General features: G+C 66.8%; 9 protein-coding genes and 1 pseudogene. 8 read left to right on the top strand and 2 right to left on the bottom strand.

Translation table 11 applies throughout. The annotated features are described in order from the left end of the window. Nucleotides 1-4 precede the first annotated feature (4 nt). Nucleotides 5-1,015: an ADP-glyceromanno-heptose 6-epimerase gene (rfaD, locus tag FVD38_RS13345; protein ID WP_147935255.1), complete on the top strand. Its 1,011-nt coding sequence runs from the start codon at nucleotides 5-7 to the stop codon at nucleotides 1,013-1,015. Between the two features lie 40 nt (nucleotides 1,016-1,055). Here rfaD and FVD38_RS13340 read toward each other — a convergent pair whose 3' ends face one another. Next, nucleotides 1,056-3,434, bottom strand: coding sequence for a DUF4214 domain-containing protein (locus FVD38_RS13340; RefSeq protein ID WP_147935254.1), 2,379 nt, complete (start codon nucleotides 3,432-3,434; stop codon nucleotides 1,056-1,058). A 213-nt stretch (nucleotides 3,435-3,647) separates the two neighbouring features. On the opposite strand from FVD38_RS13340, the gene FVD38_RS13335 reads away from it, so the two are divergent. The 7 genes from FVD38_RS13335 to kdpE all read left to right on the top strand — a co-directional run bounded on the left by FVD38_RS13335 (nucleotide 3,648) and on the right by kdpE (nucleotide 12,561). Continuing rightward, entirely contained in the window at nucleotides 3,648-4,412 is a 765-nt protein-coding gene (locus FVD38_RS13335; protein ID WP_147935253.1) for a TorF family putative porin, read from the top strand. 207 nt (nucleotides 4,413-4,619) lie between these two features. Continuing rightward, nucleotides 4,620-4,709 carry a K(+)-transporting ATPase subunit F gene (gene kdpF / locus FVD38_RS13330; protein ID WP_005668695.1) on the top strand — a complete coding sequence of 30 codons (90 nt, stop codon included), beginning with the start codon at nucleotides 4,620-4,622 and terminating at the stop codon, nucleotides 4,707-4,709. Further along, nucleotides 4,709-6,463 carry a potassium-transporting ATPase subunit KdpA gene (kdpA, locus tag FVD38_RS13325; protein ID WP_147935252.1) on the top strand — a complete coding sequence of 585 codons (1,755 nt, stop codon included), beginning with the start codon at nucleotides 4,709-4,711 and terminating at the stop codon, nucleotides 6,461-6,463. The genes kdpF and kdpA overlap by 1 nt, the downstream gene beginning before the upstream one ends. Before the next feature lies 1 nt (nucleotide 6,464). Continuing rightward, nucleotides 6,465-8,564, top strand: a complete 2,100-nt coding sequence (gene kdpB / locus FVD38_RS13320) for a potassium-transporting ATPase subunit KdpB (protein WP_147935251.1) — start codon at nucleotides 6,465-6,467, stop codon at nucleotides 8,562-8,564. A 9-nt stretch (nucleotides 8,565-8,573) separates the two neighbouring features. Then, a complete protein-coding gene (gene kdpC / locus FVD38_RS13315; protein ID WP_147935250.1) occupies nucleotides 8,574-9,158 on the top strand; it encodes a potassium-transporting ATPase subunit KdpC in 585 nt (194 codons plus the stop codon). A gap of 3 nt (nucleotides 9,159-9,161) precedes the next feature. Next, entirely contained in the window at nucleotides 9,162-11,876 is a 2,715-nt protein-coding gene (locus FVD38_RS13310; RefSeq protein ID WP_147935249.1) for a DUF4118 domain-containing protein, read from the top strand. After that, nucleotides 11,869-12,561, top strand: coding sequence for a two-component system response regulator KdpE (gene kdpE / locus FVD38_RS13305; RefSeq protein ID WP_147935248.1), 693 nt, complete (start codon nucleotides 11,869-11,871; stop codon nucleotides 12,559-12,561). Before FVD38_RS13310 ends, kdpE begins: the two co-directional genes overlap by 8 nt. Before the next feature lie 383 nt (nucleotides 12,562-12,944). Here the strand turns inward: kdpE and FVD38_RS26865 are convergent. Beyond that, nucleotides 12,945-13,093 (bottom strand): annotated as a pseudogene (locus FVD38_RS26865) (IS481 family transposase); the annotation flags it as partial.

Below are 13,093 nucleotides of genomic sequence, written 5' to 3'. Positions count from 1 at the left end.
CTTAATTATGATTCTGGTTACCGGCGCAGCAGGCTTCATCGGCGCGAACCTCGTGCATGCGCTGTCGCAGCGCGAGCCGTTCAGCGTCTTCGCCGTCGACAATATGTCGCGTCCCGAGAAATTCCACAACATCGTCGACGCCGAGATCGCCGACTATGCCGACAAAGAAGACTTTCTGGTGCGCCTGAAGGCGGGCGAATTCGACAACAAGTTCACCGCCGTGCTGCACCAGGGCGCCTGCTCCAACACGATGGAGACCGACGGCCGCTACATGATGAAGAACAACTACGACTACACGGTCGCCCTGTTCGAATTCTGCCAGCGCCAGGGCATCCCCTTCATCTACGCCTCGTCGGCCGCCGTCTACGGCGCCGGCACCGTGTTCCGCGAAGAGCGTCCGCTCGAACGCCCGCTCAACGTCTACGGCTACTCGAAATTCCTGTTCGACCAGTACCTGCGCCGCTACTGGCAGGCCAAGGGCCAGGACGCCGGCAGCCAGGTGGTCGGCCTGCGCTACTTCAACGTCTACGGTCCGCTCGAAGGGCACAAGGGCACGATGGCGTCGGTGCCGTTCCACCAGTACCACCAGTTCCTCAAGGACGGCAAGGTCAGACTGTTCGGCGCCAACGAGGGGTATGAGGCCGGCGCCCAGATGCGCGACTTCATCTACGTGGAAGACGTGGTCAAGGTCAACCTGTTCTTCCTCGATCACCCGGACAAACGCGGCATCTTCAACCTCGGCACCGGCCGCGCGCAACCGTTCAACGACCTGGCCGTGGCCACCGTCAACGCCCTGGCCAACGAAGGCAAGCCGGCGCTGTCGCTGCAGCAGATCATCGATGGTGGCCTGCTCGAATACCTTCCGTTCCCGGACAAGCTGAAAGGCAAGTACCAGAGCTTCACCCAGGCCGACATCTCGGCGCTGCGTGCGGCCGGCTACGATGAACCGTTCACCGACGTGGCCAGCGGCGTGGCGAGGTATATGGACTGGCTGCGCGCCCAGCCAACGCGCTGATCCCCTGTCGGCGGCAGCGCCCGGCTGCCGCCTGCCAGTGTCATTGGCGCGGGTACGCGATCCCGAGCGCGATCTCGGCCGCCACCTGCTTCTTGTTCTCGGGGCTTTCGCTGAACTCGACCAGCAGGCGCTCGATCGGCATGCCATTGGCCAGATGCTGCAGCCAGTAGGCCGCGCCGGCTTCGTCCGGTGGGCGCTTCAGCACGTTGCGGTAGATCGCGGTGATGATCTGGGAATGCGTCGGCGCCGCGCCGTACAGCGTGATGAATTCGTCCGAGCGTGAAAAATCGCGGGCCATGTTTTCCAGCGTCAGGCCGCCATCCATCGAACGGATCCAGAAGGCGATCCCGCCGGTGTCCGGCGTGCGGTTGAAGGCGGCGCGATACAGGCGATAGGTCTGGCCGGCGTTGCCGTCCACGTCGAACGCCAGCGTCACGTCGGTGAAGTCCAGGCGGAACGGATCGCGCACGGTCTGGGTGCCGTCGCGGCCCGAGTTGTCGACGATGGTCAGCAGGCCGCCCGGACGCGTGATCGTATAGGCCGCGCGCGGGCCGGTGAGCACGGCGCCGTCCACGACGACGAGGGCCGGATGGCCGACATCGGTGTCGTACAGGCCATGCAGCTCGGCGCGCGGCAGCAGCAGGTAATTGCCGGCCCGCGCCGGCGTGAGGGTGAACTCGCCGCTGGCGCTGCGCAGCTCGCGTCCCTGTCCAAGTTCATCCACGCCTTCGAAGCCGACTTCGCTGACGGTCCAGCCGGTGTCGGCGCCGACGTAGGCCGGCCCGGACGCATCGGCGACGAGGCGCAGCTTGACGATTTTTCCGGAATAGTCGTCGAGCGCTACAGACAACTTGCCTGTCAGGGGGCCGCGCACGTCGCGGCCGGTCTCCTGGTAGAGGTCGCGCCAGTTCGCGCCGTCGTCGCTCGAGGCCTGCACCCGGAACGCCTGATCTTTCGTCGCCAGTCCCATGGACCTCGTGACCAGAACCTTGGCGGCGCCGGAGGCGACGTACAGCGTCTTGTTCAGCGTGGCGCTCTGAGGCTCCCAGTTGCCATCGACGTAGAAGCGCAGCGCGCCGCGGTCGATGATGGCGTGATGTCCGCCGTTGGCGGTGGTCCAGGTGCCAGCGTCGATCGGCGCTGCCCGCGTCGCCGCGAGCGGTGTGCGCAGGTACTCGGTCAGGCTGTAGGCGCTGGCGCCCGGCAGCGCATCGATCCGCGCCGTATAGGGTTGTCCGGCCCGGACCAGCGTCGGCGCGGACGCCACTGGCAGCGCCCTGCCGGGCGTGGCGACGGCCGGGTCGAACACCGTCACCTCGTAGTCGAAGCTGCGCGCGCGCTGCGCTACCACGACGTTGGAAACGCTGACCCGGTAACGCACGTCGGCCGTGGGCCGCGGATGCTTGCGCGTGCCGTCGATCACCGGCATCTTCCAGACGATCGTGTTCTCGCCGACATCCGGAATGATCGTCTCGATGGCGAGGCCGACCGGGACGCCGTCGCGCGTGACCGATATCTTTGCCTGGCTGAAGTCGGCATTCGGATAGGACAGCGACCAGCGTTCGTATACGGTGGAATAGGGCACGTAGCCGCTGGCTGGCCAGGCGACGAAGTCGTCGCGCACCGGGGTGCGCGGCCCCCAGTAGTCGGTATCGGTCACCCACAGCGCGTTCGACGCGGCGACCTGCCGGCCATCGATGGCGCCCGACGGGACGTCGCCGGTGCCCATGACGAGGGTGTTCGGGTGGAAGATCCAGCGGCGGTGGCCGACCGCGGCATTATTGTCGCCGTCATCCTGGATGTATCCATCGACCGTGTCCGGTCCGTGGATGCCGAGCGCCAGGTTGGAGGCGTTGGCTGCCTGGGCGCCTTCCTGCGTATAGAACTTCCAGCTGGGGGGAGGCGTATGCGAGAGTTGACCGGCGACGCTCATCATGAGCGCGGCGTGTTGCGCCTTGGCGCTGTATGCGTCCGACAGCCGCACCGTCGCCCGCAGTCCGGCCATTGCGCGGAACCAGTTCACGCGCTGGATGACGGCAGCCTTGAACGCCGGGCTGGTCGTGCCGGGAATGCCGGCGGCGTGGCTGCCGGTCCAGGCAAGGGCCGGCGTCGGCTCCCGGTAGATATTGTTGAAGACGAGGCGTACCTGTTCGCGGTCGCGGGTATCGATGACCAGCGCAGTGCCTTCGGCGAGTACCCGCGCGGCCTCCTGGCGTTCGTGGACGACGCCGGGCCGGTAGCCTTGTGCCGCCCGTGCCTGGTCGTTGGTGAGCGGTGTGCCCAGCCTCAGCTGCGAAGGCGCGACCGATTCGGCGGCGCCGGACATGGTCTGCAAGGCGGGAGCATCGGCCTGGCCTCCACAACCGGCAAGGGCGAGGAACGCGAGGGCGAGGGTCGTGCGAAGGATACGTTGCGTCATGCGTGAGTGTCGATGAGGTGTAGGCAGGAATTATCGAACAAGCTATGGAAATTGCCTACCTGAAATTTCATGTGAGATGCATGAAATGTCTTGGCCAGCGGCTAGCAAGGAGCGCGTTTACGGCGCGTTGATATCCGGCGCCGGCCTTTATATCCGGTTTTTACGCCCTGGCCGCTAACCTGCACGGGTTCCATCAACCATGAGCAGGGAAACATGAAAGCACCGATTCAAGCGCTGGCCGCCATCCTGGCGCTGGCGGGCTGCGCCGCGCAGGCCCAGGCCACCGAAGCAATCCAGGACGCCGCTGCGGCATCCACCGTCAGCTGGAACGCCGCGGTCACCTCCGACTACCGCTACCGCGCCATCTCCCAGACCCGCCTGCGCCCGGCGCTACAGGGCGGCGTCGACTACGTCCATGCGTCCGGCTGGTATGCCGGCGCCTGGGCCTCGACCATCAAGTGGGTCGAGGACGCCGGCGGCGACGGTGACGTCGAGATCGACGTCTACGGCGGCAAGCGCGGCGAGCTCTCGGCCGGACTGTCGTACGACGTCGGCGTGCTGCGCTATTTTTATCCGGACAACGGCATGGGCCGGCTCCCGGGCTGGGTCAATGCCCACACCACCGAAGTCTATGCCCAGTTGGGCTATGGCCCGGCCTACCTGAAGTATTCGCACGCGACGACCAACCTGTTCGGCTTCGTCGACAGCGAGAACAGCGGCTATCTGGACGTCGGCGCCAATCTCGACGTCGGCAACGGCTTCACCCTTCAGCTGCACGCCGGGCGCCAGGAAGTGAAGAACAACCCGGCTTCCGACTATACCGACTGGAAGATCGGCGTGAGCCGTTCGTTCGATTGGGCCACCGTCAGCGCCGCCTGGATCGGCACCAATGCGCGCAAGTCGGCCTATGCCTCGCCGGTCAACGGCAAGTTCACCGGTCGCGACGCCCTGCAACTGACCGTCAGCCGCACCTTCTGACGCCCGTTTTACATCGCGTTTACATCTCGTTTACACGGCGCCGCCGCCTTTTTATCCCGTTTTTAGGGCGGCGTCGCTACGCTCGACCATACAACAACAACGCTGAAAGCGAACGCCCATGGACCTCATCTACCTCGGCGCACTCCTGATCTTCGTTCGCCTGACCTGCCTGCTGGTGGCCGGTTGCGCACAAGCGGGAGGCAAGCCATGAATCTCTCCTACGTGATCGGCGGCCTGGCCGCTGCCGCGCTGCTGGTCTACCTGCTGGTGGCCCTGTTCAAGCCGGAGGAATTGTGATGACCACCGAATTCATCGTCCTCCTTGCCGTCTTCCTGCTGGTGCTCCTGGCGCTGGCCTGGCCGCTCGGCCGCTTCATCGCGCGCGTCGCCGCGGAGGGCACGGTGCCTGGCCTGGGCTGGGCCGCCGGCATCGAGCGCGCGCTGTACCGCCTGGCCGGCCCTGCCGCCACGGCCGGGCAGGACTGGAAGGCCTATGCGTTGGCGCTGATCGCCTTCAATGCCGTCGGCGCGCTCTTCGTCTACGGCCTGCAGCGCGTGCAGGCATGGCTGCCGCTCAACCCCGAGGGCATGGCCAACGTCAGCCCGGACTCCAGCTTCAACACCGCCATCAGCTTCGTCGCCAATACCAACTGGCAGGGCTATAGCGGCGAGCAGACCATGAGCATCCTGACCCAGATGGTGGGCCTGGCCGGCCAGAACTTCTTCTCGGCCGCCACCGGCATCGCCGTCGTGTTCGCGCTGATCCGTGGCTTCGCTGCCCGTTCGAGCAGCGCGATCGGCAACTTCTGGGTCGACCTGACCCGCTCGACCCTGTACGTGCTGCTGCCGCTGTCGGTGATCCTGGCCGTGTTCCTGGCCGGGCAGGGCGTGGTGCAAAACCTGTCCGCCCACGTCGATGCGCGCCTGCTGGAACCCGTGACCTATACGGTCGAGACGAACGAGGCGCGTGCCGAGACCCAGGTGATCCCGATGGGCCCCGTCGCTTCGCAGGAAGCGATCAAGATGCTGGGCACGAACGGCGGCGGCTACTTCAACGCCAACTCCGCGCACCCGTTCGAGAACCCGAATGCGCTGACCAACTTCGCGCAGATGATCGCCATCCTCCTGATCCCGGCCGCGCTGTGCTTCACCTTCGGCCACATGGTGGGCGACATCCGCCAGGGCTGGGCCGTGCTGGGGACGATGACGCTGCTGTTCGTCATCGCCGCCATCGCCGCGTTCGCCGCCGAGCAGCAGGCCAATCCGCTACTGACTCCACTGGGCGTCGACCAGGTGGCGAGCAGCCTGCAGGCGGGCGGCAATATGGAAGGCAAGGAGACCCGCTTCGGCATCGCCGCCTCGAGCCTGTTCGCGGTGGTGACCACGGCCGCATCGTGCGGCGCGGTCAACGCCATGCACGATTCCTTCATGCCCTTGGGCGGCATGGTGCCGATGGTGCTGATGCAGTTCGGCGAGGTGATCTTTGGCGGCGTCGGCTCGGGCCTTTACGGCATGCTGGTGTTCGCGATCCTGGCGGTGTTCATCGCCGGCCTGATGATCGGCCGCACGCCGGAATACCTGGGCAAGAAGATCCAGGCCTACGAGATGAAGATGGCGGCGCTGGTCATCCTGGTCACGCCCTGCCTGGTCTTGCTGGGCACCGCGCTGGCGGTGACCTCGGCAACGGGCACGGTCGGCGTGTCCAATCCGGGCGCGCACGGCTTCTCGGAGATCCTGTATGCGCTGACGTCCGCCGCCAACAACAATGGCAGCGCCTTCGCCGGCCTGTCCGCCAACACGCCTTTCTATAACACCTTGCTGGGCGTGGCGATGTGGTTCGGCCGCTTCGCGGTGATCGTGCCGGTGCTGGCGATCGCCGGCTCGCTGGCAGCACGCCAGCGCCTGCCCGCCACCCCCGGCACCCTGCCTACCCACGGCCCCATGTTCGTCGGCATGCTCGCCGTCGTCGTCGTGCTGGTCGGTGTCCTCAACTACGTCCCGGCCCTGGCGCTCGGACCGGTGGTCGAGCACCTCCAGCTGTTCGGAGAATGATATGGAAAATTCGATTTCCCAAAGCCCCACCCAGGCGCCACGTGGCTCCCTGAGCCTGTTCGATTCCACGCTGGTCTGGCCGGCGATGATCGATTCGGTGCGCAAGCTCCATCCACGCACCCAGCTGCGCAGCCCCGTGATGTTCGTGGTCTACATCGGCAGCATCATCACGACCCTGCTGTGGTTCCAGGCGCTGGCCGGGCAGGGCGAAGCACCCGCCGGCTTCATCCTGGCCACCGCCGTCTGGCTGTGGTTCACGGTGCTGTTCGCGAACTTCGCCGAGGCGCTGGCCGAAGGCCGCAGCAAGGCGCAAGCGGCCTCGCTGCGCAGCCTGCGCCAGACCGTCACGGCCAAGAAGCTGGCCAATCCGAAGCATGGCGCGCCGTGGCAGGCCTGCAAATCGGATGAGCTGCGCAAGGGGATGTTCTTCCTGGTCGAGGCGGGCGACGTGATCCCGGTGGACGGCGAAGTGGTCGATGGCGTCGCCTCGGTCGACGAGAGCGCCATCACCGGCGAATCGGCGCCCGTGATCCGCGAATCGGGCGGCGACTTCTGCGCCGTCACCGGCGGCACCCGCGTGCTGTCCGACTGGCTGGTGGTGCGCGTCTCGGCCAACCCGGGCGAGACCTTCCTCGACCGCATGATCGGCATGGTCGAAGGCGCGGCGCGCAAGAAGACGCCGAACGAGATCGCGCTGGAGATCCTGCTGGTGGCCCTGACGATCGTGTTTTTGGTCGTGACCGTGACCCTGCTGCCATTCTCGATCTTCGCGGTGCAGGCCCAGGGCAGCGGCCAGGCGGTGACCATCACCGCGCTGGTGGCGCTGCTGGTATGCCTGATCCCGACCACCATCGGCGGCCTGCTGTCGGCCATCGGCGTGGCCGGCATGAGCCGCATGTTGCAGGCCAATGTGATCGCGACCTCGGGCCGTGCGGTGGAAGCGGCGGGCGACGTCGACGTGCTCCTGCTCGACAAGACCGGCACCATCACCTTCGGCAACCGCCAGGCCGCCGCCTTCCTGCCGGCGCCGGGCGTGACTGAGGAAGAACTGGCCGACGTGGCGCAACTGGCCTCGCTGGCCGACGAGACGCCGGAAGGCCGCAGCATCGTGGTGCTGGCCAAGAACCGTTTCAATATCCGCGAGCGGGCGATGGAGGCAATGGGCGCGGTGTTCGTGCCGTTCACGGCGCAGACCCGAATGAGTGGCGTCGATTTGGGAGAGCGTCAAATCCGCAAAGGCGCTGCCTCGGCAATTCGGCGGCATATCGAGTCCATGGGCGCCGCCTGGCCCGGCGACGTCGAACGCAGCGTCGACGAGGCCTCGCGCCGCGGCAGCACGCCGCTGGTGGTGGCCGACGGCGCGCGCGTGATGGGCGTGGTCGAACTCAAGGACGTGGTCAAGGGCGGCATCCGCGAGCGCTTCGCCGAGCTGCGCCGCATGGGCGTCAAGACCGTGATGGTCACCGGCGACAACAAGCTGACGGCGGCGGCGATTGCGGCCGAGGCGGGTGTCGATGACTTCATCGCCGAAGCCACGCCCGAAGAGAAACTGGCCCTGATCCGCCGCTACCAGGCGGAAGGAAAACTGGTGGCGATGACGGGCGACGGCACCAACGACGCCCCGGCGCTGGCCCAGGCCGACGTCGCGGTGGCGATGAACTCGGGCACCCAGGCGGCGAAGGAGGCCGGCAATATGGTCGACCTGGATTCGAATCCGACCAAGCTGCTCGAGATCGTCGAGATCGGCAAGCAGATGCTGATGACGCGCGGCGCGCTCACCACATTCTCGATCTCGAACGACATCGCCAAGTATTTCGCGATCGTGCCGGCCATGTTCGTGGCCACCTATCCGAGCCTGGACGCGCTCAACGTCATGGGGCTGGCCAGCCCGGCGTCCGCGATCATGTCGGCCGTGATCTTCAATGCCCTGATCATCGTGTTCCTGATTCCGCTGGCGCTGCGCGGGGTACGTTACCGCGCGATCGGCGCGGCCGCGCTGCTGCGCCGGAACATGCTGGTGTATGGCCTGGGCGGCCTGCTGCTGCCATTCGCCGGCATCAAGCTGATCGACCTGGCGCTCGCCGCCTTCAACCTGACGTAAGGAGTTGTCATGCAATCGATTCTTCGCCCCGCGCTCGTGCTGTTCGCGGCGCTCACCCTGGCCTGCGGCGTGCTGTATCCGCTGCTGGTTACCGGCGTGGCCCAGGCCGCGTTTCCGGCCCAGGCCAATGGCAGCCTGGTCGAGAAGGACGGCCAGGTGGTCGGATCGCGCCTGATCGGCCAGGCGTTCAGCGCACCCGGCTACTTCTGGGGCCGCCCTTCGGCCACCGCGCCGATAGCCAATAACGGCGGCGGCTCCGGCGGCTCGAACCAGGGCCCGCTCAATCCCGCCCTGCAAGAAGCCGTCAAGGGCCGCATCGCGGCGCTGCGCGCGCTCGATCCGGGCAATACGGCGCCGGTGCCGGTCGACCTGGCCACCAGCTCGGCCAGCGGCCTCGATCCCGAGATCAGCGTGGCCGCCGCACGCTACCAGGCGGCGCGGGTGGCGCGTGCGCGCCAGTTGCCGGCGGCGCGGGTCGGCGCCCTGGTCGAAGAGCACAGCGCGCGGCCTTTCCTGGGCCTGTTCGGCGAGGCGCGCGTCAATGTGCTGGCCCTGAACATGGCCTTGGACGCCGAAAGCGGGCATACTCGCTGAACCATGCCGCACGACCAACAGCGACCCGACCCCGACGCCTTGCTTGCCCAGATGCGCGAGGACGAGCGGCGCGCCGCGCGCGGCCGCCTGCGCATCTATTTCGGCGCCTCGGCCGGCGTCGGCAAGACCTACGCCATGCTGCAGGAAGCGAGAAAACTGCAGGCGGAAGGCAAGGCGCCGCTGGTCGGCGTGATCGAGACCCACGGCCGTACGGAGACGGCGCGCCTGCTCGATGGCCTTGAGCTGCTGCCGCGGCGCCGCATCGACTACCGCGGCCGGCAGCTCGATGCATTCGACCTCGACGCCGCGCTCGAACGCGCGCCCGGCATCATCCTGGTCGACGAGCTGGCGCATTCGAACGCGCCCGGCTCGCGCCATCCCAAGCGTTGGCAAGACGTCGAGGAACTGCTCGATGCCGGCATCGACGTGCTCACCACGGTCAACGTCCAGCACCTGGAAAGCCTGAACGATGTGGTCGGCGGCATTGCCGGCATCCGCGTCGCCGAGACGGTACCGGATCGGGTGTTCGACGCGGCCGACGAGGTGATCATGGTCGACCTGCCGGCCGACGCCCTGCTGGCGCGCCTGAAGGAGGGTAAGGTTTACCAGCCGCAGCAGGCCGAACGCGCGGCCGGCAATTTTTTCAGGAAGGGCAACCTGATCGCGCTGCGCGAACTGGCGCTGCGCCGCACCGCCGACCGGGTCGAGGGCGATGTGCGCGCCTGGCGCGAGCAGCAGTCGATCGATGCGATCTGGAAGACCGGCGCCGGCCTCCTGGTGTGCGTCGGGCCGGGACCGCTTGCCGAGCATGTGGTGAGGAGCGGCGCGCGCATGGCATCCCAGCTCGGCGCCGGCTGGCATGCGGTGTATGTGGAGACACCGCGCCTGGCCAGGATGCCGGATGCAGCGCGCCAGGGCATGCTCGACACGCTTGCGCTGGCCGACAGCCTGGGCGCCACGACGGCGGTGCTGTCGGGTGACGACGTCGCGGCCATCACGCTCGAATATGCGCGCGACCACAACCTGTCGCGCATCGCGCTGGGCCGTGCCCCGTCGCCGTGGCGCGCGCGTACGGCGCGGCGCCTGGCGCGCAAGGCGCCCGGCATCGACCTGATCGAGATCGGCCAGCCGGCGGTGCCGCCGGCGCTGACGCCTGCGCCCGCAGCTATGCAGGACGCAGCCGTGCGACCACGGCCGCCACTGTTGCCTCACTTGCTGGCAGCCGGCGCCAGCATCCTGACGGCGATCCTGGCCACCCCGCTGCGACCTTGGCTCGACCCGGTCAACATCGTCATGCTGTTCCTGCTGGTGGTGTTGTTGACGGCGATCCGCTTCGGGCGCGCGCCGTCGGTCACTGCCACCTGCGTCGGCGTGGCCGCCTTCGACTTCTTCTTCGTGCCGCCGCGCTTCGATTTCGCAGTCACCGACGTCCAGTACCTGGTCACCTTCGGCGTGATGCTGGCGGTGGGCCTGATCAGCGGCCACCTGGCCGCCGGCCTGCGCTTCCAGGCGCGCGCCGCCAGCGAGCGCGAACGGCGGGTGCGCGCGCTGTACGAGTTCGCGCGCGAGCTGTCCGGCGTGCTGGCGGCCTCGCAGGTATTCGAATCGAGCCGCGCCGTGATCCAGAACGCCTTCGGCGCGCATGCCACCCTGCTGCTGCCGGATGCGGAAGGGCGGCTCGGCATGCCGCCGGCGGACGATGGCGGTCCGGCCGCGCCGCTGCCTGCGCACGTCGATCCGGGCGTGGCGCAGTGGGCCTTCGACCACGCGCAGCCGGCCGGCCTGGGCACCGACACCTTGCCGGCCAGCGCCCTGTTCTACCTGCCGCTGGTGGCGCCGATGCGCACCCGCGGCGTGCTGGCGATCGCGCCGGAAGGCGGACGCTGGGTGCTGGCGCCCGAGCAGCGCCGCCAGCTCGACGCACTGGCGGCGCTGGCCGCGATCGCGCTCGAGCGTGTGCACTACGTTGAGGTGGCCCAGGCCGCGCTGGTGAACATGGCCTCCGAGCGCCTGCGCAACTCGCTGCTGGCGGCGCTGTCGCACGACCTGCGCACGCCATTGACGGCCCTGGTCGGGCTGTCGGAATCGCTGCTGCGCGGCGAGGCCTTGCCGGAGTCGCCACGGGCGCTGGCGCAGTCGCTGCACGACGAAGCGGTGCGCATGGGCACCCTGGTCGCCAACCTGCTCGACATGGCGCGCATCGAGAGCGGGGAAGTGCGCTTCAACCTCGAATGGCAGGCGCTGGAAGAAGTGGTCGGCAGCGCGCTGCGCGCCTGCGGCGCCGCCTTGCGCGGCCACACGGTCACGGTGCGTCTGCAGCAAGATATACCCCTTGTCAGATTCGACGCGGTGCTGATCGAGCGGGTGCTGTGCAACCTGGTCGAGAATGCCGCAAAATACACGCCGAGCGGCGCGCGCATCGAGATCGCAGCCAGCCGGCGCGGTGCCTGGATCGACGTCACGGTCTACGACGACGGTCCGGGCCTGCGCCCCGGCAGCGAAGAAGCGATTTTCGAGAAATTCACGCGCGGCGAACGCGAATCGGCCTTGCCCGGCGTGGGTCTTGGCCTGGCGATTTGCCGCGCGATCGTGGAGGCGCACGGCGGCACGATCCGGGCCTGCGACTCGCCGCTGGGCGGCGCCGGCCTCGTGTTCTCGCTGCCGGCCGGCACGCCACCCGCGTTTGACATGCCTTCGATGGAAAGAGACGATGACTGACGCCCCCTGCGCCTTGCTGGTCGAGGACGAACCGCACATCCGCCGCTTCGTGCGCGCCGCCCTGGAGCAGGAAGGCTGGCAGGTGCACGAGTCGGTGAGCATGGGGCGCGGCCTGATCGACGCCGGCACGCGCCGCCCCGACCTGGTGGTCCTCGACCTGGGCCTGCCCGACGGCGACGGCATCGACTTCATCCAGGACGTGCGCAAATGGTCGACGGTGCCGATCATCGTGCTGTCGGCGCGCGTGGCCGAAGGCGAAAAAATCCGCGCGCTCGACGCCGGCGCCGACGACTATCTGACCAAGCCCTTCGGCACCGGCGAACTGCTGGCACGCGTACGCGCCACCTTGCGCCGCCAGCGCCAGGCCGGCGCCGCTGGCGACAATACGATCCACTTCGGCGACGTGACAGTCGACCCGCAAGCCCGCGCAGTCACCCGCAACGGCGAGCACGTGCACCTGACCCCAACAGAATACCGCCTGCTGTCGGTGCTGGCCGCCAACGCCGGCCGCGTGATGACCAACCCCCAACTGCTGCGCGCCGTATGGGGCCCAGGCCATGCCGAGAGCGGCCACTACCTGCGCATCTACATGGGCCACCTACGCCACAAGCTCGAAGCCGACCCTGCCCAACCGCGTCACCTGCTGACCGAAACCGGCGTCGGCTACCGCCTCTGGCTCGGCTAACCGCCTTTCTGTCCCACATCCCATTTCCCAACAATTAGGGTCAGAGTCGAATTCTTTGACAATATTCGAGTGTTGTCATTTAATTCGACTCTGACCCTAATTTAAGTTTTTAAAAAGAAATTGCACAACAATTAGGGTCAGAGTCGAATTGTTTGACAACTTTTGAAAATTGCAGGCTGACGTCCCTCGATAATTACTCGCTGTTATATTTCAATTCCCATTATTACGATAGATGGGGAAAGAAAATATCTGCAGATGAAAATAACGGGCTTGAGTGGATTTTGATTGATGCAAGTAAATGAACTCGCCGGCGGCGGCGAGAAATTGCTCAATAATTCTACTCTGACCCTAATTTAGCTTTGTAGAAAGTCGACCCGCAATAATTAGGTGTCGAGTCCCGTTTGATCATAAACGCGTTTAACGAATAACTCAGGTCGCTTCTGTTGCCATTCCTTGAGCGCGAGGACGGGCGTTTTGCTGCCGATGGCGCGTTGCGGAATGTGGTGGTTGTAAAGCTTCAGATAGTTCAGCA

Origin of the sequence: Massilia arenae, assembly GCF_008014745.1 — a bacterium.
Classification (GTDB): domain Bacteria; phylum Pseudomonadota; class Gammaproteobacteria; order Burkholderiales; family Burkholderiaceae_D; genus Telluria; species Telluria arenae.
The sequence above is the reverse complement of the archived record's forward strand: the minus strand, read 5'-3'. Positions and strand labels throughout refer to the sequence as shown.

What these genes read in the sequence shown, in the direction of transcription:
- FVD38_RS13340 (WP_147935254.1), bottom strand. Translation starts at nt 3,434, where the DNA reads ATGACGCAACGTATCCTTCGCACGACCCTCGCCCTCGCGTTCCTCGCC.
- FVD38_RS13335 (WP_147935253.1), top strand. Translation starts at nt 3,648, where the DNA reads ATGAAAGCACCGATTCAAGCGCTGGCCGCCATCCTGGCGCTGGCGGGC.
- kdpF (WP_005668695.1), top strand. Translation starts at nt 4,620, where the DNA reads ATGAATCTCTCCTACGTGATCGGCGGCCTGGCCGCTGCCGCGCTGCTG.
- kdpA (WP_147935252.1), top strand. Translation starts at nt 4,709, where the DNA reads ATGACCACCGAATTCATCGTCCTCCTTGCCGTCTTCCTGCTGGTGCTC.
- kdpB (WP_147935251.1), top strand. Translation starts at nt 6,465, where the DNA reads ATGGAAAATTCGATTTCCCAAAGCCCCACCCAGGCGCCACGTGGCTCC.
- kdpC (WP_147935250.1), top strand. Translation starts at nt 8,574, where the DNA reads ATGCAATCGATTCTTCGCCCCGCGCTCGTGCTGTTCGCGGCGCTCACC.
- FVD38_RS13310 (WP_147935249.1), top strand. Translation starts at nt 9,162, where the DNA reads ATGCCGCACGACCAACAGCGACCCGACCCCGACGCCTTGCTTGCCCAG.
- kdpE (WP_147935248.1), top strand. Translation starts at nt 11,869, where the DNA reads ATGACTGACGCCCCCTGCGCCTTGCTGGTCGAGGACGAACCGCACATC.